Source organism: Brasilonema octagenarum UFV-OR1 (genome assembly GCF_963888615.1).
Classification (GTDB): Bacteria; Cyanobacteriota; Cyanobacteriia; order Cyanobacteriales; family Nostocaceae; genus Brasilonema; species Brasilonema sennae.
Genome location: NZ_CAWPKW010000337.1, coordinates 1 through 23744, shown reverse-complemented (window position 1 = coordinate 23744; position 23744 = coordinate 1). Strand labels below are relative to the sequence as shown.

Below are 23744 nucleotides of genomic sequence, written 5' to 3'. Positions count from 1 at the left end.
CTGCCCTTTGGGCAATCGCCCTATTGATAACCTGCTGTATTGTTGATAGCTGTAATTAAAATCAACTTATGCACTTGCCCTACGCCCAAAATCACGGGAGAGTGCGTTAGTTGGATAGTCAACCAGGGCAATGCCACTAAGTAAAATTGATCGCCTAGGAGCGAAACACTTTCACCGAGGAACAGGAGTAGGAAGTCGCGTACCAACAGCGGCTGCCAAATCAGCAGTCGGTTTTTGCTTGGAACTGTTGATTTTCCCATTATTGAACTACTTTATCAGGATTGTTCATGACGCATGGTTTTTGATGAGAGTTGATGGGTTGACGCACACCAGCCTTAAGTTCTCTAGCTTCATTGTTAACCATTGAGCCAATTGAGAATAAAGTTTGACAGCTTGTCTTTTGACACAAGCACCTGCTAGACGTACATTAATTTTTCGACTGTCTACTGGGTGCAGTCTAGCTTTTAAGGATGTGAGGGATTTCGGTGAAGCAACACAAATTATTTCATTGGATGTGGTTGAGTTTGACAGCATCAGTCTTTGTAGCTTTCCCTGCCAAGGCTGACGAGGTGCAACAGAAGACTGTCCAACCCAATACTTCCAACTCCAAATCTCCCATAACCAAAATTAATCGACTCAGCGAAATTCCTCTACCTGCTACCACCATTAAAGAGTGGCTGTCTCAATCTCCAACGTTTGATTTCCAGTCACAATCCCCGATTCAGATAACAGGTGTACAACTTGATTCAACAGCTGATGGCATTAATGTCATCCTCAAAACTGCTGGAGGTAAGGCACTTGCTGGTTCTACCTCCACTCAAGGAAATAGCCTGATTGTTAATATTTCTAATGCTCAGTTGCAGTTACCACAAGGCAAAGAGTTTCGTCAGGAAAATCCAAGCGCGGGTATTGCTGCTGTGAGTGTGACTGCTGTTGATGCCAACAGCGTGCGGGTGACTGTAACTGGTATTGACAAGACACCTGTCGGCAAGGTGGTTCAAAGTCAGCAAGGTTTGATTCTCAGCTTGACGACTGAATCAGAGCCAGCAATTGAACTCCTTGTCACGGCAGAAAAGCGACCAGAAAATGTGCAGGATGTTCCTATCAGTATTACCGCCATTCCAAGACAAGAAATTGAAGATGCTGACATCACTTCAGTAAGTGGTATTTCTGCCAAGACGCCAAATTTTGCTACCTTCACCCCCAGCAGCCGCAACTTTATTCTATACAGCATTCGGGGTTTAAGTAACTTTAACTTTCTCTCTAGAGATCCAGTAGCGTTCTATGTAGATGATGTTCCCTATGATTACGCTGATTTCTTGAATGTAGACCAACCCGATATTGAACGAGTGGAAGTGCTGCGGGGTCCTCAATCTACCCTTTATGGCAGAAACGCCGAAGCGGGCGTGGTTAATATTATCACTCGAAAGCCTACTGACAAATTTGAATTTAACGGTAGCGCTAGTTACGGTAATTATGACACTCTCGATCTCCGGGGTGGTATTAGTGGACCTCTAATCGAGGATAAACTGTTTTTCCGCCTCTCAGGTAAATATGGCTCGCGAGACGGTTATGTACAAAATACTTTTACAAATAAAGATATAGATTACCAATCCGGAGAAACTGGTCGCGCTCAAGTGCTTTGGACTCCCTCAAAGGATTTGGAGGTTTCTTTTAATGCTTCAGTTGATAATTATCGAGATGGCGCTCCCGCTTATGTTTTTTTTGGACAGCGAGACCCCTATAAGATACAGCAAAACTTCGATGGTTTTAGTGACCTCAATTCTGATACTCAATCACTAAGAGTCGTCTACAAACAGCCAGACTTTCGTTTAACTTCAATTACTGCTCGGCGTTTCTCCGACTGGAAGTTTGAAAATGAAGCCGACTTAACAATACGCGATATTATTACACAAATCGGTGCTGTAGATTCAACGGTGTTTAGCCAAGAAATTCGCCTGCAATCTCCTGAAGAGGCAAAGAGTTTCCAGTGGTTGTTTGGAGGTTATTTTGAATCTAGAGATTTTAACGTAGGTGCAGATGGTGTGAGATACGGGGCTGACGCACCAGCATATTATCAGCAGTTCGGTTTCACCCGTATCCCCGGACGCAATCAGACAAGCGCTGCAATTAACGAAACTACCAAGGCTGTTTTTGCTCAAGCTAGTTATACACCCATTGATGCTCTGACGCTGACTGCAGGGTTGCGATATGAATCTTTTAATAGCTACTTGGACAACAGACAGGATACTTTTATCCCAGCCAATGGTTCCGCTCCTACCTCCAGTGGGCAAATTAATGATATCGAGAAAGACGCAGATATACTTTTACCACGTTTTGTTGCAGAATATCGCTTGAATCCCAAGATTATGGTGTATGGCTCTGTCGCTAGAGGATACAGACCGCCTGGGGTGAATTATCGAGGCGTAAATCCGCAAGAGTTGACATATGAGGCAGAAAAATCTTGGAATTACGAAGTGGGTTTGAAATCTTCTTGGTTGGATGACCGATTAAATGTCAATTTGGCTGTATTTCATAATCCAGTGCAGAACTTTCAGGTGCCTGTACCTAATCCTGCCTCAGGCTTGTTTGCAGACGTTGCCAATGGTGATGTCAGTATTACTGGCTTTGAACTGGAGGCCCAAGCAACTCCGATAGATAGATTGACTGTGAGCGCTGGATTTGGCTTTAGCGATGCTGAATTTACCAAATACACCAACCCCTTTACAGGTCAAAACTTTAATGGGAACAGGCCTTCTTATGTACCAGATTTTACCTACAATCTAGCCTTGCAATACCGCGCACCCACAGGCATATTTGCCAGGTTAGAACTGCAGGGATCGGGGACAACGTATCTTAATGATGCGAATCAGTACAAACAAGGTCCTTGGGCGATCGTCAATGCCCGTTTAGGATATGAATTAAATAATTTAGGTATCTACTTTTTTGCTAATAATATTTTTGGGACTGAATATCCAGTTATACTAAGCACGGTTAGGAAATAGACTTTAGTGTGCGGCGACGAGTGAGTATTATAGACAAGGGTCACGTAAGTGCGTGAAGCGAAGCTATCCCGAAGGGAATCGCTCTATTGGGAGCGCTTTGCGCCCGAAGCGTTTTCTTTGTTATTTATGCTCCAAATTGACTTTACGCCAGAAGAAATCTCTCATCTGCACTATGAACGTTATCATCATCCCCATCCAAAGGTACAGAAAAAAATGGAAGTTCTGTACCTCAAAAGTCAGGGAATAACACATAAAGAAATTTGTCGTTTGTGTCAAATATCGAAGACGACGCTAACTAAATATATCAGGCAATATCAATCTGGAGGGGTAGAGGGGCTGAAAAACTTAGGTTATCAAGGACAACCAAGCCATCTGAACCAACATGCTGATAGTTTCAAAGAATACTTTGAAAGTCACCCGGTTTCCACGGTGGCAGAAGCAAGTGCAGTGATTGAGAGATTGACTGGTATTAAGCGTAGTCCTACACAGATTAGAGCATTTTTAAAAAGGCTCGGGTTGCGCTGTTTAAAAGTGGGGTTTATTCCGGGAAAGACTGTAGAAGAAAAAAAGATAGCTGAACAGGAAACCTATAGAGAGGAACAGCTTGAGCCATTACTCAAGTTAGCTTCAGCCCTGGAAAAAGCCGTATTTTTTGTAGATGCAGCACATTTTGTACACCGGGCATACTTAGGTTTTTTGTGGTGTTTGACTAGAACATTTATTTGTTCGCCATCCGGACGGAAGCGTTTTAATGTTTTAGGAGCAGTAAATGCAATCAGCAAAGAAATCATTACAGTAACTAATGAAACTTATATTAATTCGGAAAGTCTTTGTCAGCTACTGTTTAAACTCGCTAATTTAGGATTGAATATACCTGTAACAATTATTTTGGATAATGCCAGGTATCAAAAGTGTCAACTTGTCCAAGGTTATGCTAAAGAACTAGGTATAGAACTATTGTACCTTCCTTCTTATTCACCACAACTCAACTTAATTGAACGCCTTTGGCGCTTTGTTAGAAATGAATGCTTATACTCAAAATATTATTCAGATTTTTCGGACTTTAAGTTAGCGATCGCCAACTGTATTGCCACTGCCAACACTAATCAAAAGGAAAAGCTAGATAGCTTGTTGGCTCTCAATTTTCAATCTTTTAAAAAAGTCAAGGTCTTAGCCGCTTAGAGTATAAAGCCGGGATGAGGTTGAAACTCAGCATTAGCAAAGAAAGTGTTAAGCAATAATACTTATTGATAAAAATACGCTGTCTTAACTTTTCACAGCCCAGGTGGAATGAACTGAAATTGATGCTATGATTCGACAGGGAATAGCCGCTGGTTCATGCTATCCTGCCGATTAATGTAGATGGTAAATCTTTAAAATCAAAGATTGCCAGCACACAGGCTCAAAGTGCTGATGTTTGCCAGTCACTACACCAACACTGTTAAATAAGACTTGTTGAGGCTGCTGTTAGGAAGAAAGCACAATAACATGGCTAAGTCTCATGCTTCACAGCGCAACAGAAGTGATGGCGCAAAGCATCACGCCCTCAAAGGCGATCGCCCAGAAAATCGCCCACAAAATCTCATCTTCTATCTAGTTGCTTCCATCCTGCTGCACTCTGTTCTCTTTCTTGGAAGTGATTTTTGGCTTCGGGCTTTTGCGCCTAAGCAAGAACTCTCCAAAACAATACCAATTGAGTTCATTCAAGTTCCTCCGAATCAGACAAAGACGCCCCCGGAAACTTCACAACAGGCTGCCAAAAATTCTGTTGCAGGTGGAAAAGCAAAACCTGGAAAACCTATTTCTGCTGAGTTACCAACACAAACAGCTACACCCAAAACTAAGAGTGGTTCTGAACCCTCTGAAATATTACTTCCACAACAGACACAACAAAAAACAGTATCATCAAATCCACCTCCTCAAAAACTGCAAGCCAAACCTCAGAAAATAGCGATTGCTCCTGTCAATAAACCACTTGCACCACCAAAGTCAACAGTAGTTACACCTGAGACGATTCCACCAGAACCATCACCATCACCTACAGCAGCACCCACCACCAAACCACTCGCACTCAAACTGCGACAAAGGACAGTTACACCTGAAACCATTCCACCAGAACCCGAACCTTTGCCAACAGCGATTGCACCTAGCACCAAACCACTCGCACTCAAACTGCGACAAAGAACAGTTACACCTGAAACGATTCCACCAAAACCATCACCATTACCTACAGCAGTTGCACCCACCACCAAACCACTCGCACTCAAACTGCGACAAAGGACGGTTGTTCCTACCCCTCAACCACTAGAACCCGAACCTTTCCCAAGCACATTTGCACCCACCAAACCACTCGCACTCAAACCTCAGCAAACAGTTGTTACACCTGAAACGACACCACTAGAACCGGAACCTTTGCCAAGCATAGTTGCACCAAAACCTAAACCACTTGCACTCAAACCTCGGCAAACAGTTGTTACACCACAGACGATTCCACCAGAACCATTACCTTCCCCAACATTAGTTACACCTACCACCAAACCATTAGCACTCAAACCTCAACAAACAGTTCTTACACCTGAAACGACACCACTAGTACCTTTAACTCGTCCGGAAAATAGGAGTCGGCTTGCTGCAAAATCCCCTCTTGAAGAGTTTGAGAATAGAACCAATTCCCAAGTATCCCCAGGAACACAGCGTATATCACCATCGCGTTCTCAAAGTCAGTCAACAACATCACCACGAAAACTGTCTCGTTCTCAAACATCTTCAAAATCAGGTGGAGCAAGCCGTTTGGGTGGTTCAATGAGTGTATCGAGTCGTGATTTCGGAACCAATAATTTAGCAGCGCTGCCCAATTCCAACCGCCTCAATCCAGGGACACAAGGTATTGATGCTCGCCAAGATGTAGACATGGGCGCTTACATGCAACAATTACAAGAGAAAGTAAAGCAGCAGTGGATACCCGGACTCACCCAATCTTCCCAACGGACAGTACTCAACTTTATCGTAAGCCGAGGAGGTTTGGTAAGCAATCTCCAGGTTGTACAAGGTTCTGGATCAACCATGACTGATGAGGCAGCACAGAATGCTGTGAGCCGAGCAGTACCTTTTGCTCCTTTTCCCACAGGATATACAAAAGACTATATCAGTATTCAATTTACATTTAATATCAATGTCTACGGGCAGCTAGAGTTATGGAATGATCAATAACGTGGTTCACCAAAGCTGCTGACACAGGTTTTTACCTGTCTGGAACTTTTTTGTTTGGATTGTGTCATCATGTTTATGTAGTTTTTGTGAGTGTCGAGCACATACTGTCATGAAACGCTTACTGACGGCGTTTTTTGTAATAATGAGCACAAGCGTTGTAGCTCATCCTGCCTTAGCCAACGAAGAAAATGTGTCTCCTGCCGTAACTTACAACGGTCAGGCTGCAGCTCTTGTGACTCAACCAGCTACGATTAATAGTGGAACAGTTACTGTCACAGACCAAACTAACAATCTCAGAAAAGTTTCTGACTCAATCGGGGTAGTACGCGAGTCACTATGCAAAAAGATTAACCCGCTTGAGCTGATCAAATCTCCTGGCAATACCTTCAAACAATGTTTAGACGAAACAAATAAACAAGCTGATCAAATCAACCAGACTTCTCAACCTACAGAGCAGTTTGAGTATTTCAAGGTTCCAAAACTCGAATCTGGTGTTAATGTCACAGTGACTAAGTTCTAAAAGCGTGTTGGCAGAGCATCGATTTTTTGTGACAAAAATATCATAATGCCAGTGAATTATCTGATCATAAAAATATCATTGGTATAATTTATGCAGATATTTTGGGAGTTGCAAATGTGGCTTGGGTAGCAGGCGATCGCTTACAAGGTGGAAAATACACCATTGAAAAAGAGTTGGGAAGAGGACGCTTTGGCATCACTTATTTAGTCAAAAATAGCAAGAGTGATCGCCTAGTCATTAAAACCTTAAATGATGACCTACTCAAATCGCTTACCCAGCAGGAACGCGAACGGCTGGAGACGATGTTTTGGCAAGAGGCGGTAAAACTTACTCGATGTAAGCACAAGCATATTGTACAGATTGCAGAACCCTTTAAGGAAGGAGAGCATTGGTGTCTGCTAATGGAATATGTGGATGGGGTGAGTTTGGCTGACCTCCGTCCACCAATACTTTCGGAACAAGAAGCACTAGGTTACATTAAGCAAATTGGGGAAGCGCTGATAGTTGTACATCAAAATGGACTGATTCATCGGGATGTGCATCCGGGAAATATCTTGTTGGGGAACCGAGAAAGGCAGTCAGAAGCCGTGTTAATCGATTTTGATCTAGCTCTAGATTTTGACCATATCTTAACCACAAGCCGAACCAAGGAAACTTCTGATGGATTTACGCCCCCTGAGCTTTACGCTAAAGGTACTATAGCTCGTGCGTATAGCGATATTTATTCACTGGCAGCTACGCTCTATAAACTTCTGACGGGGATAACACCTGTCAATGCGGTAAAGCGCAAAGTGGATGGTGAGCATTTAGTGTCTCCAAAAGAATTCAATCCTCAGATTAGCGATCGCACAAACCAAGCAATTTTGACGGGGATGAACCTAGATTCCAAAAAGCGTCCCCAATCGATGCGCGAATGGCTCGATTCTTTAGGGTTAACAGGAGAAACTCCCCAGCCTGAATCTACTGTAGTTCCTAACACCAACTTAAATCGGGAGAAAAAAATCAATTGGACGCATATCATAGCTGCGATCGCCGCGATTGGAACCTTACTCTCAGGCATTGCTGCTTTGATTGTTATTTTCAAACCATCTCCGCCCACAAGCCCACCGTCACTGTCTCCCGGTCCCTCATCTACCAAAACACCGTAGAATGAGCTAAACTTTCATCAGGGTGCTGGCATTAAAGTAATTTTTTAAGTATTTTTTCAGACTTAGAGGTGTTCATGCCTTGGACAGCAGGACAACGCTTGCAGGGTGGCAAATATGTCATTGAAAAAATCCTGGGACACGGGGGATTCGGGATTACTTATAAGGCATTGCATGCTGATCTAAACCAGACGGTTGTTATTAAAACACCCAATGAACATCTTAGCCATGATCCTGAGTATCACAAGTACATAGAGCGATTTATCAAAGAAGGGCGGACACTGGCACGCTTATCTCAAGACTCCCATCCTCACATTGTGGGAGTGATTGAGCTGTTTAAGGAAGGTGCAATCCACTGCTTGGTAATGGAATTTGTTGAGGGAGAAAATTTGTTTGAAGCGGTGAGGCGTAGAGGAGCTTTAACAGAAGCGGAGATCTTACCTTGCATCTGCCAAATTGGGGAAGCTTTGAGCGTAGTGCATCAAGCAGGGTTAGTACACCGAGATGCCCACCCTGGAAATATCATGTTGCAGAGAAATGGCAGAGCGGTTTTAATTGACTTTGGAATTGCCAAACAAGTAGTTCCCTCAACTATTAGTTCAACTAACAAGCATGGTCATGAAGCCTTTGCGCCATATGAGCAGAAGGTCAGAGGTAGTCGGGAGCCAACTGTCGATGTTTACTGTCTGGCTGCTACACTCTATTATGCAGTGACAGGTCAGCGTCCAACAACCTCTTTGGCTCGCAAGCTCGATAATGCTTCTCTAAAATCACCTAAACAAATTAATCCAAGCATTAGCGATCAATTAAATCAAGCAATTCTCAAGGGTATGGCGCTGGAGGCAAACGACCGCCCTCAGTCAATGCAGGCATGGTTGACAATGCTAAAAGCACCAAAAGCAGTGCCTCCACCTTTAGTTGATATCAAGTTGCAATCAAAGGTATCACCTGTCATTGCGAGTGAAACGAAGTGGAACGAAGCAATCTCCCCTAAAGCGCTACTACAACAGAACGTAACTTGGTATGAGCCAGTTCATAAAACAGAAGTAGTTCGTCGCCAATTCGACGAGTCAAAGTCAAAACCAGCTACTAAATCACCTAGAATTATTCCTTGGGTAAGGTTGGTTGGTATATTGTTTATTTACATATTTATAGGCTACTGCTTGGCTTTCTTTCTCTCTAAGGCTCCGTTATTTTGGGTGGTTTGTACTTGGGCTTTTGTTTGGGCTTTTGTTTGGTGGGCTGTGGCTGTTGCTGTGACTTTGACTTGGGCTGCTTGGGTTTGGGCTGTGGCTGTTGCTGGGACTTTGTTTTGGGCTAGGACTTTGTTTTGGGTTGTGGTTTGGGCTTGGTTTGTGGCTTCGATTGCAAGAAAATTACAAGAATCCTTTAGCAAGATTCATACCTTTCTGATTTTGGCTGGCACTTCTAATCTAGGCTTGAGTTTGGGATGGTTAGGACATAGGATTTTTCATACAGGTTCATAGTTTTATCATCTGAAGCTAACTGGCAAAACATTTTGTAGCTGTTGTATCGACTGGAGAAGCGATGCAGTAGCGACAAGCCGAGAAAGCGTCTACGCACCTGTAATATCAGGTTCGGTTAAAGACTTATCATTACCAAGCTGCACCGAACCCCTCCCCTCAATCCCCTCCCCTTAGCAAGGGGAGGGGAGGTTTTGGCGTCAGACAAAACCGGGGTGGGGTTCTTCGGGATTTATAAGCAATTAAGCGAACTTGATATAAACCACAGTCCAAAAATATTAGGCTTCTGGTTCAACACCAAGCGATTGATTGCTCTTAAGAGTTTCAACAATCCATCTGTCGCATTCTTTTTTCAAATTAGTATAATTTTCTGTGTCACCCTGTCAGCAGATCACTCCACAATATCTGCGCTATGAATAGAAATGTAAGGGAAAATAACGACACAGGAACTTGCTGCTATGCGATGTTTGAAAGACTTGTCAAATTCCACCCTTTTTTCGTCACTCTGGATAAGCACCAAGGATTGTTTTCGTAACAAAAATAAAGACATGTGATTTGCATGTATTATTTGTTACATATATAATAAAACAGCTTTATAAGCATCACCACTCCAACTGATTCCTAGAAAAGGTGTTCTATGGTAGTTATCAACGGTGCAACAGGGAACGATTATTTAAAGGGAACGCAAGACAATGATTTCATTTATGGTAATTTAGGAAACGACGTTTTGATCGGTCTTGCTGGTGACGACTTTTTGGAAGGTAAAGAGGGTAACGACCTACTTATAGGCAATGACGGTAACGATATTCTATATGCTGGACTTAGCAAAGTACCATATGCCCCAGGTTACGGAGGAGACTCAAAGAGCGTAAATTTACTGTATGGGGGTAAAGGCGACGACCAGTTATTTGGCTCACTGGGTAAGGATTTCCTGTTTGGTGGTGATGGCAATGATCGAATTATAGGTTTGTCTGGTGATGACTATTTAGATGGCGGCGACGGTAACGACAGATTAGATGGTGGGTTCGGCAATGATATCCTGATTGGTGGTAATGGAAATGACATCTTATACGATGGAAGTTACAAGGATGGCGGTGGCAATGATATCCTTTTAGGTGGTAATGGAAATGATATTCTCAACAGTGGACGCGGGAATGATATTCTTGTCGGTGGAAAAGGGAATGATATTCTCACTGGCGCTGGATACATACCGAGTGGTAGTTCTGGTGGTAGCTATGGAGTCAATGAAATAGATACCCTCATTGGAGGGGAAGGGAGAGATACATTCAACCTTGGAGGGCGGAATGCTGCTGGTACCTTCTCGGTTTACTATGATGACGGTAACAAATTCACCACTGGGGAGAAGGACTACGCTCTGATTGCTGACTTTAACCCAAATGAGGATATAATCCAGCTTGTAGGAACAGCATCTGACTATATCTTGGGATCATCTCCTGCTGGCTTACCAAATGGAATAACTATCAACCTGAAAAAACCTGATAGTCAATTGAATGAACTGATTGCAATTGTACCAGGTGTTTCAGATTTGAGTCTTGACAGTAGCTACTTCAGATTTATCTAACGCTTGTTGTGATTTCGCATAGCCTTATGAATTTTCTTCCATTTTTCTTTTTCAGCTAAGTTGAGTCTTTCATCTTGTTTACGGGCAAGATAGTTGAGTTCCTTTTGCAGCTTTTGGTAGTTTAGAAATCTTTGGTAGTCGAGTCTACCTTCGTCCAACGCCTGCTGTACTGTGCAACCAGGTTCACAGTTGTGCTGGCAATTTCGGAAGTGACACTGCTGTGCTAGTGTTTCAATATCTGCAAATGTTTCCTGTAAACTTTCGTCACCCGCCCAAATTTGGATTTCCCTCATTCCTGGGGTATCCATAATTAAGCCACCCGTTGGCAGTACAATTAACTCTCGATGAGTAGTTGTGTGTTTACCTCGGTCATCACTGTGTCGCACTGATTGAACAGTTTGAACAGCTGTTCCGATGAGTTGATTAGTGATGGTAGATTTGCCAACGCCAGACGATCCTAATAAAGCAACCGTTTGTCCAGGTTGGAGGTGTGGCTTTAAGGCATTGAATCCTTGATGGTTGGTAGCGCTTAAAACTACGATGGGTATGCCGTAGGCAATCGCCTCCACTTGCGCCAAACACTTTTCAACACTGTCACACAAGTCCGCCTTATTTAAGACAATCACCGGATTTGCACCGCTATCCCAAGCCAGAATAAGATAGCGCTCAATTCTTCTGGGGTTGAAATCTCCATCTAATCCAGAGACTAAGAAAACAGTATCAACGTTAGTTGCAACGATTTGTTCTTCTGTTTTCGCACCTGCTATTTTGCGGGAAAATTTGCTTTTCCTGGGCAAAATCTCGTGGATAGTTGCTTGCTTTTCGGAATCTCTTGCACGGATAACAACCCAATCCCCTACTGCAGGAAAATGTTTGGTTTGGGAAGCCTGATACCGCAGTTTACCTGTCACTTCTGCTGACAGTTCTCCATATTCGCTGTAAAGGATGTATGTCTTTCTATGTTCAATGGCTACCCTACCAACAATAAATCCTTCTTGGCGATAGGGTTCAAAGCTGTTAGCAAAAAAATTGCTCCAGCCCAAAGAATCTAAATTCATTTAAATTTCCTCAATGTGTGCTACTTGTTTTGCACAAGGCGCACAGAGGATTTTTGAGTTTCATTCCTACGATACAAAGGACTGAACGATAATCTCTGCGCCTTGTGTTCGATGATTTGGGATAGTCAAGCTCACCTTGACGGCTAACAATACAGTCATCGTTCTTTCTCCTTACGCGCTTGTTAAAGATACTAACACTTGCGCCCTTGCTAATTCCGGATAACTAGGGCAAAACTCGTGAAGAGCCATTTTATCTTTACTGATATCTTGCACCATTACTTTGTAAACCACCAATGCTTACAGTGGTTTTTTGTAAGGTGGGCATTGCTCACTAAGATCTCAAATGTCCATTAGATATCTTTTCTGAGCAATGCCCACCCTACGATTTGTGGTCTATTCATATCAAAGCGCTATATATTAAATAGTGTTTAAATTTACTCAAAAATCATATCTGGTTCCAGTCCATTTTAATGGACTTAGCCTATGAGCCGGGGACTTACAGTCCTAGGCGGACGAGAACGGAATCAAATAATATGTAATAACTGTGACATTTATTTTATCCGGTGCAAAATATAAGTTTAGCGTGTGTGCAATCCATCCATACCTTGTTTAATCCAACTCAAGCAATCGTATTCTGATGAGAATAACTTTGGTGCTGCAATATTATTCAGTGAGTCTGGAGGATAATGATCATAAAAATATCTTCCAGCCTCTTGAAAGACGATAATTAAGTTGTTGCGATAAACGTAGCGAAATTTAAAACTATCGCGATCACTGATAAAATCTGAATATTCGTCAATATGTTCTTTGGCAATATTAATAATATTCTCTATACTACTGCCATAGATTTCGGCTGGATTTTCTGCTTTGTGAAATTGACTTTGATTCGCAACTTCTGATAAGAGTTTATAGGAAGAAATCTCGTGACTATCAATTATACCAAAGACAAACGGAATGATGAGATAACCTTTATATGAAACGGAATTCTCATAAAAAAGACGACTCATATAATACCAATTTTACAAAAGGATATGACAGATATACATTCTCAAACCCATGTTCTGTCTGGGTTTCTTCATTTTGAACTTTGAATTTTGAATTTTGAATTGGTATAACCCTCCTTTGGCTCTTCTACTCAAATTACCACAGTACGTTCACCACAAACTGAGTTGATTCGGGGGATTTTCCAGGATATTCCAAGGAAGAGGAGGAACTGTTGCACCACTGTGTTCCAATAACTTTTGAAAATGACGTGCTGTAGTAGGCGATCGCTCTTCCACAGGACAATGAACAAAAAAATAAATTTGCCTTCCCTGCTGCAACCACTGCTTAATCTGAGTCACCCACTCTTCCATAAAAGGCTGATTCACTGGTAAGTTGGGATGAGAAATAAAGCGAATCAAACTAAAAGGCGCTGTCACGCTAAATTGTACAGGAACTTTGGGTTTACGACGTTCAGATTGTAGTTGTGGATCATCATCTCCAGTGTAGATAGGACGTGAGTCTAGCAGTACCCTACCAACACCAAGCCTTTCTAAAAGTGCTGTCAACTCACTAGCTAATGGTTCAGTAAACCAGTCTTGATGCCGAACTTCTAACGCCAAACGAACGCCGGTTTGCTGCAAAGCTTCCAAAAATGCGCTTAGATCATCAATCAGTGTAGGGGCATAACTGGGGTGTAACTGAGCAAAAACTGGTCCAAGACGTTTACCTAAAGGACGCATCCCTTCCAAAAATTTTAAAGTGTCAGGAATATGAGGTTGCAATCTTCCATTGTGGGTAATATCTCGCGGTAATTTGAGACAAAATTCAAAATTTTCGGGTGTTTGTGTCGCCCAACGAGTGACTGTCTCTTGATTAGGCACAGCGTAGAACGTGGTGTTACCCTCTACAGTCGTGAAGCGTCGGCTGTAGAGTTGCAAAAAATCACTTTGGCGAGTCCCTTGAGGGTAAAGTTCGCCTATCCAACCTTTATATGACCAAACAGCGCAACCAATGAAAAAGTTCACAAATTATTTAAAAAAAGTCGATTGTAGTTATATCCACTATAGTTGTTTGAATACTTAATATCGAGTACTAGTTCTGGGCGATGGCGATACGCGTAGCGTCAAACCTTCGACTGAGCGCTCACGCCGAAGTCCTCCGGCTTATCGCACTTAGTACAGAAAAATCATTTGCATACGATGCTACCAGGCGATCGCCATCGTGGAATGTTCCTTATTTCAACCGAAACTCATCAAACTTCATAACCTCTGAATCCGGTTTACGTACATCAAAACGATAGCTACTCACTGTAGCCGTACCTGTATCAAAGATACTAAACACTGTGATGTCATTACTTGCAATGTAAGGCATTGGTTTACCATCCTCGCCTAACAACGGGACAATTGTAGGCACCACAGGTTCTAAACCATATGGATCACCAAGTTCAGTGTAATCCTCTTTATAACCAACAGGCACTTCTCGCTTGTTGTCACCCCAAGCAGCACCGTAAGAGTTACCAACATTAGAGGTTTCTAAAAAGTGCATTCCCGACTGACTACAAAAGCGATTCCACAAATGAGAATGCCCATAAAATACTAACTGCACACCCGCTGCTTCAAGTAAAGGCACAACATCACGGATCAGGTAATCTGCATCTTTGGGGTACTCGTAACGGATTGCCTTGATGTCGCCATCAACATCGCGTTCGATAATTTGTACAGGATTTGTATATGCTGGGACTATGTTACCACCCAATGTATGGGGCGGATGATGTAACATCACCACCTTGTACTTTGCTTGCTGAAACTCAGGAGTGTTGAGTTCTTGCACTAGCCAATTGTACTGCGTACTGCCTTTGGCAATTGGTTCATAAATATGTTGTCCGTAACCCCAATTCTCTGGGGTATTGAAGTCTTTTTCCCGTTCTCGATATCTACCTCTAGCCTCTGCATCCAAGTTAGGAGTCCGCCACATATTTGTCGCATACAGTACGACCAAACGTACATCACCAAAGCTGACTGCGTAGTAAGTTTTTCCACCTTCCTGACTTTGTGGTAAAGTGAAAATCTCTTCATAAGTATCAGTATTAAAAGAATTATCTTTTAAGGATTCTTGTCCATACAACTTAAGAGCAACTGTACGAGGAATCGTAGCATCAAATTCATCATCTAGACTTCCATGATCACGACGTCCCATAATCTCATGGTTACCAATGCAAGTAAACATCGGCGCATATTGAATGATTTCACCGCCTGTATAGATTGTCTTGACTCCGTTGCTGTTCATTTCATAGTTAGCACGACCTTGCAAACAAGGAAAGAAAGCACCGCCACGATGATCATCAAACCATTCTGAGGCGCGATCAGGAGTATTGACCAAATCACCAGCGAACCAAACCGCATCGACTCGTCCAACTGTCTCCACCACCTTTTGCAAATTGGCTGCAACCATTGGCTTGATTTGATGGTCAGAAGTTAGCAGAATTTTCAGTGGTTTACCAGGACTAGGTTTGGATGCAAGGGTAAACATATTGCTACTAACGCTTTCGCCATCTTCCCGCACACTCGTGACACGGTAAGAAACTCGCGTGTCACGAGTCAAATTAGTAATCTCAGCCTCGTGTCGCCAAATATCACGCTGGACAGGATGTTGATAAACCTGTCCGTCTTGAGTTTGGTTTTCTAAGCGTGAATTTTGGTCTTCGCGTGTGCGCCTGAGTTGGGTAGTTGTGGCAATAGCAGTTTGTGCTAAATTCTCACCGTAGGTAACTATGTGTCCATAACCAGCAAACTCGGTAAACCACACGACTCGCACTGAAGTTGCTGTAGGTAGTTGCACAAACGGATCGGTCAGTAACTGTGGTGGTGATGTCATATGTTTGCTCAGATAAACACACGTTTATCAGGTTAAGCGATCTAAGTGAAAGTTAGGTTAAGCATTGAGTTTACAATCAACTTGTTATCAGTTATCAGTTATCTGGTAGGAAACGGACTCGTCCACCCCTTGTTTACTGTTCACTGTTCACTGTTTTAATATACGTCTGTGGTCTGATGCTATTCGGCAGATCATAAATTTATAAATGAGGTGGTTGAGAAAAAGCCGTATCATTACAAGCGTCATCTAGTTAGTGAGTAAATTATCTGCGTGCAACATGAGAAAAGTAGCACACTCCAAAAACTGGCTTCAGCAAAGCCGTTATAGTAATCGCGGAAGTGCTTACTTGTTTGCACCGATGGTTAATTTTAACGTCATGGCAGAAGTTGGAGACACTCCACCTTAATATTTATTAGTTGCACTTGAATAAAAATACCAAGAGAAATTCAACAACAATTGTATTTTTACGTAGGTAAGTGGAAAATCAATTTATCCTACAGGTGGGAAATAGCAGGAAAAAGTTGTGTTGAAGAAACAGTTGATTTAACTGTAGTTCTTAGGTAAAAATTACCAGTTATCAGCAGGAACTAACCTCAAAGAAAATAATTCTATGGGGAATGATGTAAAAATCCTTATTTTTACATTCTCTGAGAAAGAAAACATTAGCCTATTTAGACGGTTTGATGGTTTATACTTCCACAAAGTTAATGTAAGGCTTTTGAACTAACTCAGAGAAAATACTACTTGTTTATCTACCTAATATAAAACTATTACAAGTTGGTCTTGTAAATCTACACAACATAAATTGTGTAGCGCCAAAAAAGTATATATTGTGCATCTAACTTGAGTATTTTACAGTACCTGTACTCAAGAGTTTCCACATAACTCAAATTCAAATATGAAGCAAGTATGAGGAGTTTTTCATGTACCTCTCAATTTGCTCAATGCAATGATAAATTATCACTAAGAGTGGAAACGCAAAGTCAGGAAATACGGTTTTCAATCACACCATGCCAACTCAATACTTGTCAATAAACTTTACACAAGGATAATGTATTTATTATGAAGATAGAGCAATTATTCTCAAAATCACAGCGCTTTCAAGAACTTTTATTTCTTAGTTTAGTAGGCGCTCTACCCACAATTCTTTTAGGTCCAAAATTGCGTAATATACTCTACCGAAGTCTTTTTGCCCGTATGGGTAAAACAGTTTTTATTCAAGAGGGTGTTGAATTTATAAAAGCTTCTTGTATTGAAGTAGGTGATGGAGTGTTTCTTTTTAAAGGTGCTCGTATAGATGCACGAGGACACGAAAACAATAGAATATATTTAAACGATAAAGTAGCCATTGAGCGTAATGTTAGTATTGGGTGTTTGGAGGATTCATATATAGAGATTGATCAAGAGACCTTCATTGGTCCTGGCGTTTGTATCGCTGGACCTGGAGACATTAAAATAGGTAAACGGTGTCTGATCGCAGCAAATGCTGGAATATATGCAAATAATCATAATTTTGTAGACCCCATTGAGCCAATTAAATATCAAGGTATTACCTGCAAAGGAATTGTGATAGAGGATGACTGCTGGCTAGGACATGGTGTCGTAGTCTTAGACGGAGTCACTATCGGTGAGGGTAGTGTTATTGGTGCAGGAGCAGTTGTAACCAAAGATATTCCTCCGTTCTCAGTTGCTGTGGGAGTCCCGGCGAAAGTGATTAAAAGCCGCACCCGCAAACAATTGCTCAATATCACAGAGTAAAAAATAGGAGCGACTATCAGGCTTTTTGTTAATTGCAAAACTTGATAGTCAAGTATTCATTGTCTAAAATGAAGTGGCATTGTTATCAATTGATGACAAAATAGTTAATTTTTGAAAAAAAATATGTGATTTTTTTAACAAAATTCTATATATTTTAATATAAACATTATAACTCCCATCGCCGAAAGCTCAAAATATAGGATTTTAGCCTAAAGTAAGCTGTTTTCTAAAGAATTCCTTTCTTCAGGGTTTACCCATTTACAAGGGTTCCACCTGAAAACCCCAGAGATGTACAGATACAAAAATATGGTATAACCTGTAGAATTTCTAACGTTACAATTTGAAAAAATTCATTACGTTAAATTCCATGAACTCTTCCACAAACCAGGTTTATCCCGTTATTTGGCATAACAACTCGGTCTCACTGATTGACCAAACCCGTTTACCTAACGAGTATGCTTTTGTAGAAATCCATCGCTGCTCAGATATGGCGCAGGCAATTAAAACTATGATTGTACGAGGTGCACCTGCAATTGGCGTGGCTGCAGCATATGGAATGTATCTTGGGGCACGGGAAATTGAAACTAGCGATCGCAATCAATTTTTGAACCAATTGGACAAAGTAGCCCAACTGCTACGTACCACTCGTCCGACAGCAGTCAATTTATTTTGGGCAATTTCACGAATGCTGAAAACCGCCTACGAAACTTTTGGAACAGTAGAAGACATTAAACAAACCCTACTGAATACAGCCCGATCTATCAACGCGGAAGATTTGCAAACCTGCTATGCGATTGGCGACAATGGCTTGAAAGTCTTACCTCAAACTCCAGAAAAACTCACAATTCTAACCCATTGTAACGCTGGAGCATTAGCAACCGCAGGTTACGGAACTGCTTTGGGTGTCGTGCGTTCTGCTTTTCGAGAAGGGCGTTTAGCGCGGGTGTTCGCGGACGAAACTCGTCCTCGCTTGCAAGGTGCAAAACTGACGGCATGGGAATGTGTCCAAGAAGGCATCCCCGTTACGCTCATTACTGACAGTATGGCAGCTCACTGCATGAAGGAGGGTTTGATTGATATCGTTGTTGTTGGTGCTGATAGAATTGCTGCTAACGGAGACACCGCAAACAAAATTGGTACGTATAGTTTAGCACTCGTTGCTAAAGCACATAACATTCCTTTCTATGTTGCTGCACCCCTTTCCACCGTTGATTTTTCTTTATCCCACGGTAATGAAATTCCAATTGAGGAGCGTAATCCAGAGGAAATCTACCAAATTGGCGACACTATTATTACACCAACTGGGGCAGAATTTTATAACCCAGCTTTTGATGTCACACCAGCCCAGTTGATTACAGGAATCATCACAGAAAATGGGGTGTTTGCTCCAGGGGAATTAACAAAATCCCGAATCAAGCAATTTGCTTAAGTGCAATTGCCCTTAAGGAGAACTCAAAACCAGAACTCAGAATAACTATAACAAAGCTCAAACTGTGTGTCCTTGTAGATGTAATCATTCTGAGTTCTGTATTCTGCATTCTGACTCCTTTGACTTTTTTGTCCCTTGTAACTAATAAATAAGGACTAATGACTAATTCCAAGCAGGGTGAGATAGTAAAGAAGCAATCACTCGCACTCCACGTAGTTGGTTGGATAAAGGTAGATGACCTCTCGGAGCGCTTAGATCCCAAGTGAACTCGTTAGGGTAACGCGTCCAGTTATTGCCTTTTTTCCAACCAATTTTTTCCCAAAGATTCTCCCAGTTTTTACCCAGACTCAACCAAATTTCTCGCTGTACGGTAAAGCCAAACTTTCCTTCCGAGTGGACTAACCACAGGCTGTTGATGGTCTTTAAGTCAGTGGCTGGGAAATTTCCGACTTCAGTAAAATATAACCATTTTCTTTGCACCGCTGCGCCTCCTGTAAGTTCACACATTTTTTGTAGAGTCATGCGATCGGCTGCTTGAAAGTCAGAAGCTGCAAGTAATTGTTGTACAGAACTGTAATCAATGCCACATTCTGATGTCAGAGGTACAATCCCATTCGGGAAATAAGCTTGCAAAAAATCTTTTGCCTTGGATGAATCAGAATTATAAAGAACCTGGTATGCTTTTCCATCCACCCAAGTAGCAAGATTTTCTTTACGTCCAAATAAAAATTCCATCAGGACATCTAAGCCTGTATCTCCCAGGTTAGCTAATTGTGGGATCACCTGCTGTTGGGTGTTAGTAGACCCAGAGACCAACGGTTGGCGGAGGGAGTCGATGTTACTATGAGTGCCTGATACAATCAATGGGTCTGTCATGCTATTACTCGCGGAATGCAGTTGGTGAACAAGCTACTGGCTATCAGGTCTTGTGGACGGGCGTTGCACTGATAGCGAAGAGTAGTTTACAGGAAATCGCAAAGAATGCCCACTCATTACTTTACTTTGGTTATCCGTGACTACGAAATAAGAACGCTTTTAACGAATAAATTCACAATTGATTTGGGTTTGCTATATATTCAAAGAGTATACTAATAAAGCGTCTAGGCTTAAAGAATAGCGACGGTTTGAACAAATCCCACGCAAGAGTGCCCACGATGCAAACAGGGGAAAGAAAACTCTGCGCCTCATAAACTTCACACATCTATCAAAACAAGACACAGCAAAATCTACTAGCCTTCCAGACATGAGTTTTTCTCCTTTGAGTTCATCCCCCAAAGGGTACTATGTTGCAGCGTAGCCATCAGGAGTGTTTGATGTACGACAAAATTACCCCGCCCACAACCGGAGCAAAAATTACCTTCAAGAATGGAGAGCCAATTGTTCCGGACAACCCGATTATCCCTTTTATTCGAGGTGACGGCACGGGGATTGATATTTGGCCCGCTACCGAGAAAGTCCTTGATGCTGCAGTGGAAACGGCATACAAGGGTAAGCGGAAGATAAGTTGGTTTAAGATTTATGCCGGAGATGAAGCTTGTGAATTATACGGTACATACCAGTATTTACCACATGATACTCAAACGGCAATTAAAGAGTATGGTGTTGCTATAAAAGGACCTTTGACAACTCCTGTCGGGGGTGGTATCCGGTCTCTCAATGTAGCACTGCGGCAAATTTTTGACCTCTATGCCTGCGTACGTCCTTGCCGCTATTATGCAGGTACGCCCTCACCTCATAAAAATCCAGAAAAACTTGATGTCATTGTCTACCGGGAAAATACGGAAGATATTTATTTGGGGATTGAGTGGCGACAAGGTGATGAAATTGGCGCTCGCCTGATTTCTATCCTCAACAACGAGCTTATTCCCGCAACACCAGAACACGGTAAAAAGAGAATTCCTTTAGACTCAGGCATTGGCATCAAACCCATCAGCAAAAAGGGTTCTCAGCGCTTGGTACGACGTGCCATCAAACACGCCTTGCAACTCCCTAAAAATAAGCAACAGGTGACTTTGGTGCACAAAGGCAACATCATGAAGTACACTGAAGGCGCTTTCCGCGATTGGGGTTACGAGTTGGCAACGACCGAGTTTCGCAATGAGACCATTACCGAAAGAGAATCTTGGATTTTGAGTAACAAGGAGAAGAACGCCAATATCTCCTTAGAAGAAAACGCCCAAATGATAGATCCTGGATTTAACGCCCTGACCAAAGAAAAGCAAGCTCAAATTGTCAAGGAAGTTGAAACAGTTCTTAACTCAATTTGGGAAACTCACGGTAATGGCAAGTGGAAAGATAAAATAATGGTCAATGACCGCATTGCCGATAGTATTTTCCAACAAATTCAAACTCGCCCCGATGAGTATTCCATTCTGGCAACAATGAACTTGAATGGCGATTACTTGTCTGATGCAGCAGCTGCTATTGTTGGCGGACTGGGAATGGGACCAGGGGCAAATATCGGCGATGCATGTGCCATTTTTGAAGCCACCCACGGTACAGCACCCAAACACGCAGGGTTAGACAAAATAAACCCCGGTTCAGTTATTTTGTCCGGTGTGATGATGCTGGAGTTTATGGGTTGGCAAGAAGCGGCTGATTTGATTAAGAAAGGCTTAGGCGATGCGATCGCTAACAGTCAAGTTACCTACGACTTAGCAAGGTTGCTAGAACCCCCAGTCGAACCCTTAAAGTGTTCTGAATTCGCGGACGCAATCATTAAACATTTTAGTTAGGGGATAGTTAGTAAAATTTTGCTTTTTAGCCCCTTCTCCGTTCATGGAGAGGGGGTTTAAGTTTTTCATAGGTACTTAATATGGCTATAAGCTGCCACAAGCCTCCTCTTATAAGCTACTCTTTTCCTAACCGCATATTAGCTAAAAATTGACCTCAGAGGACGCAGAGAAAATAACGCTAGTGATCATAGCTTTCGAGATTTTGAAAATCGGCAATTAGATCTGTCACCCAAGACATTTTTCGTGCGTTACGCTAACCTGCAAGCTAAGGCTCACTGGCAACTCACACAAAAAAGTTATTTATGACCTTTGAGAGCCTTTCTAAAGTTTTGACGATAAGATTTGCTTGTGGCAAACAAAGCTGGCCATAATAAAGCTAATTTTAGGCGATTGGGCACATTTCGCTGGAAGTTAGTCCGGTTAAATCCATTAAAGAACTTCCAAGCACCACCTGTATAAACCACCACTAATCCAAAGACGAGTAATTCCATTGCGCACAACTCCACAACCAATTGGTCAGAATTTGAGTTAAGTTTTATCTACACTATATTGGCACTTTAATAATAACGAGATCTAAAACCAATTGAGTCAGGCACAAGTCACAAGAAGCACCAAACTGCTTGTGAATACTTTGACTGTCGCTTTTGGCGGCATCATACGTTCATTAATACATTTATATATCAAGTTTAGAGTAGCTTCGTGTATTCTTGCGATCACGGATTTTCTGTCTTAAAGATTCTAGTTCATCTGGTGTTGGTTTCACCAATCTGGGGATAGGGAATAGCAGGGTTTTCATTTGGGATACGCCCAGGCGCTTCTCTTGCTCCCTTGCGATCGCCTGTGGCTTTCAAAAATATTCTTAGCGCGGTTGCAACATAACCCAATCAACTACATCGCCACATCCCTAACTAAAAAATCCAATTCGCGTTGCATTTGCATGTAAACTAAATCATAACAAGCATCCACATATTCACGGTCATGAGCCGCTTGTGTGCCATAACGTTCAAAAACAATCGGAGCACAGACACGGGTGTGAATTTGGACGGGTAAGGGAAAATTGGGTAGCGGACCAATACCCAAACCCCAAGGCAAACCTAGATATATGGGAAATACTCCTGGGTCTATCTGGTATAACCAAGGGACACCCCACTCATTTAACTGTTTTGCCTGTTCGTAGCAATCACCCAAAACAATTAAGGTATCATGTGCTCCTACAGAGATAACCGGAATGATTGGTACTGACTTTTTTAATGCCAGTTTGATAAATCCTTTATGACCTGCAAACTGAATCTTGTAACGCTGGTTATGAGGACGAAACATATCGTATTGTCCTCCCGGATAAACAAGGACACTTGCACCGATGTCAAAGGCGGCACTTGCCATTTTTGGATGTGCGGGGATGGCTCCCACTTTTTGTGCGAGGCTGGCGATGGAAGGACTGACTTTCCACGCAGAAGGGTGCATTAAACCATACACTAAGCGTTGCGTGCCAAAGCGACGGAACCAATCGTACACCATCATGTGTAAGTCGGGAGACGCCATCCCACCATTGTGTGAACCAACCAGCAAAACCTTTCCATCCTTTGGAATGTGATGCCAACCTGAAGTTTGAACTCGAAAGTAGTGGCGGTAAAACCATTCCCATATTGGCATTAACGATTCAATAAATTCGGGTTCTCGCGTCGTAATGGTCCAACCTGGTAATGATGTAGTTGAATTTTGATTACTCATAAATTGTTTTTTACTAACACATATTATCGCTGGACAAGATGTGGTTCAGCAGTTTATCGTCAGGCAAATAGACTTCTCCGAAAAATCATTAAATTATCGAATATCCTCTAAACAAAATTTAGGTAGTGACGCGATAGCTTATCTACGAGACGCTGCTTTGTAAGTCCCAAAGGGACACGCTTACGCGTTCGCGTTCGCGCAGCGTGTCGCTTTGCGACTCAGCGTCTCT

Annotated in this window: 19 protein-coding genes; 11 read left to right on the top strand and 8 right to left on the bottom strand. The window is 42.3% G+C overall.

Annotated features, from left to right (window positions below; translation table 11 throughout):
- Positions 1–20 precede the first annotated feature (20 nt).
- A complete protein-coding gene (locus tag AC5590_RS30645) occupies positions 21–260 on the bottom strand; it encodes a hypothetical protein (RefSeq protein WP_169267031.1) in 240 nt (79 codons plus the stop codon).
- 225 nt (positions 261–485) lie between these two features.
- Between AC5590_RS30645 and AC5590_RS30640 the strand changes: the two genes are divergently transcribed.
- The 7 genes from AC5590_RS30640 (at position 486) to AC5590_RS30610 (ending at position 10946) form a co-directional block, all read left to right on the top strand.
- A complete protein-coding gene (locus AC5590_RS30640; RefSeq protein WP_169267048.1) occupies positions 486–3005 on the top strand; it encodes a TonB-dependent receptor domain-containing protein in 2520 nt (839 codons plus the stop codon).
- Positions 3006–3131: 126 nt separating this feature from the next.
- A complete protein-coding gene (locus AC5590_RS30635) occupies positions 3132–4187 on the top strand; it encodes an IS630 family transposase (protein ID WP_169267047.1) in 1056 nt (351 codons plus the stop codon).
- A 306-nt stretch (positions 4188–4493) separates the two neighbouring features.
- Positions 4494–6215, top strand: a complete 1722-nt coding sequence (locus AC5590_RS30630) for a TonB family protein (protein ID WP_169267046.1) — start codon at positions 4494–4496, stop codon at positions 6213–6215.
- A 142-nt stretch (positions 6216–6357) separates the two neighbouring features.
- Complete coding sequence (locus AC5590_RS30625) at positions 6358–6735, top strand: hypothetical protein (RefSeq protein WP_248277332.1); 378 nt, start codon at positions 6358–6360, stop codon at positions 6733–6735.
- 116 nt (positions 6736–6851) lie between these two features.
- Complete coding sequence (locus AC5590_RS30620) at positions 6852–7883, top strand: protein kinase domain-containing protein (RefSeq protein ID WP_169267044.1); 1032 nt, start codon at positions 6852–6854, stop codon at positions 7881–7883.
- A gap of 74 nt (positions 7884–7957) precedes the next feature.
- Positions 7958–9367 carry a serine/threonine protein kinase gene (locus AC5590_RS30615; RefSeq protein ID WP_169267043.1) on the top strand — a complete coding sequence of 470 codons (1410 nt, stop codon included), beginning with the start codon at positions 7958–7960 and terminating at the stop codon, positions 9365–9367.
- Positions 9368–10001: 634 nt separating this feature from the next.
- Positions 10002–10946 carry a calcium-binding protein gene (locus AC5590_RS30610; RefSeq protein ID WP_169267042.1) on the top strand — a complete coding sequence of 315 codons (945 nt, stop codon included), beginning with the start codon at positions 10002–10004 and terminating at the stop codon, positions 10944–10946.
- On the opposite strand, the gene rsgA is transcribed toward AC5590_RS30610, so the two are convergent.
- The 4 genes from rsgA to AC5590_RS30590 all read right to left on the bottom strand — a co-directional run bounded on the left by rsgA (position 10943) and on the right by AC5590_RS30590 (position 15862).
- Entirely contained in the window at positions 10943–12004 is a 1062-nt protein-coding gene (gene rsgA / locus AC5590_RS30605; protein ID WP_169267041.1) for a ribosome small subunit-dependent GTPase A, read from the bottom strand. The two genes, AC5590_RS30610 and rsgA, sit on opposite strands and share 4 nt — an antisense overlap.
- A gap of 578 nt (positions 12005–12582) precedes the next feature.
- Positions 12583–13011: a hypothetical protein gene (locus tag AC5590_RS30600; RefSeq protein ID WP_169267040.1), complete on the bottom strand. Its 429-nt coding sequence runs from the start codon at positions 13009–13011 to the stop codon at positions 12583–12585.
- Positions 13012–13158: 147 nt separating this feature from the next.
- The gene (locus AC5590_RS30595) at positions 13159–14013 is read right to left on the bottom strand and encodes a DUF72 domain-containing protein (RefSeq protein ID WP_169267039.1); all 855 of its coding nucleotides are present in this window, start codon (positions 14011–14013) and stop codon (positions 13159–13161) included.
- A gap of 208 nt (positions 14014–14221) precedes the next feature.
- The gene (locus AC5590_RS30590; protein WP_169267038.1) at positions 14222–15862 is read right to left on the bottom strand and encodes a purple acid phosphatase family protein; all 1641 of its coding nucleotides are present in this window, start codon (positions 15860–15862) and stop codon (positions 14222–14224) included.
- Positions 15863–16139: 277 nt separating this feature from the next.
- Here AC5590_RS30590 and AC5590_RS30585 point away from each other — a divergent pair, with 277 nt between their 5' ends.
- The 3 genes from AC5590_RS30585 to mtnA all read left to right on the top strand — a co-directional run bounded on the left by AC5590_RS30585 (position 16140) and on the right by mtnA (position 19049).
- Positions 16140–16268: a hypothetical protein gene (locus AC5590_RS30585; protein WP_256379355.1), complete on the top strand. Its 129-nt coding sequence runs from the start codon at positions 16140–16142 to the stop codon at positions 16266–16268.
- Between the two features lie 656 nt (positions 16269–16924).
- Positions 16925–17620 carry an acyltransferase gene (locus AC5590_RS30580; protein ID WP_169267037.1) on the top strand — a complete coding sequence of 232 codons (696 nt, stop codon included), beginning with the start codon at positions 16925–16927 and terminating at the stop codon, positions 17618–17620.
- A gap of 367 nt (positions 17621–17987) precedes the next feature.
- Positions 17988–19049 (top strand): S-methyl-5-thioribose-1-phosphate isomerase, encoded by a 1062-nt coding sequence (gene mtnA / locus AC5590_RS30575; protein ID WP_169267036.1) that lies wholly within the window; start codon positions 17988–17990, stop codon positions 19047–19049.
- A gap of 162 nt (positions 19050–19211) precedes the next feature.
- On the opposite strand, the gene AC5590_RS30570 is transcribed toward mtnA, so the two are convergent.
- On the bottom strand, positions 19212–19925 hold the full coding sequence (locus tag AC5590_RS30570) for a GUN4 domain-containing protein (protein WP_169267035.1): 714 nt from the start codon (positions 19923–19925) through the stop codon (positions 19212–19214).
- Positions 19926–20362: 437 nt separating this feature from the next.
- Between AC5590_RS30570 and AC5590_RS30565 the strand changes: the two genes are divergently transcribed.
- Entirely contained in the window at positions 20363–21784 is a 1422-nt protein-coding gene (locus AC5590_RS30565; protein ID WP_169267034.1) for an NADP-dependent isocitrate dehydrogenase, read from the top strand.
- 296 nt (positions 21785–22080) lie between these two features.
- Here AC5590_RS30565 and AC5590_RS30560 read toward each other — a convergent pair whose 3' ends face one another.
- A complete protein-coding gene (locus tag AC5590_RS30560) occupies positions 22081–22275 on the bottom strand; it encodes a hypothetical protein (protein WP_169267033.1) in 195 nt (64 codons plus the stop codon).
- Positions 22276–22672: 397 nt separating this feature from the next.
- The gene (locus AC5590_RS30555; RefSeq protein ID WP_169267032.1) at positions 22673–23515 is read right to left on the bottom strand and encodes a lysophospholipid acyltransferase family protein; all 843 of its coding nucleotides are present in this window, start codon (positions 23513–23515) and stop codon (positions 22673–22675) included.
- Between the last annotated feature and the right edge of the window lie 229 nt (positions 23516–23744).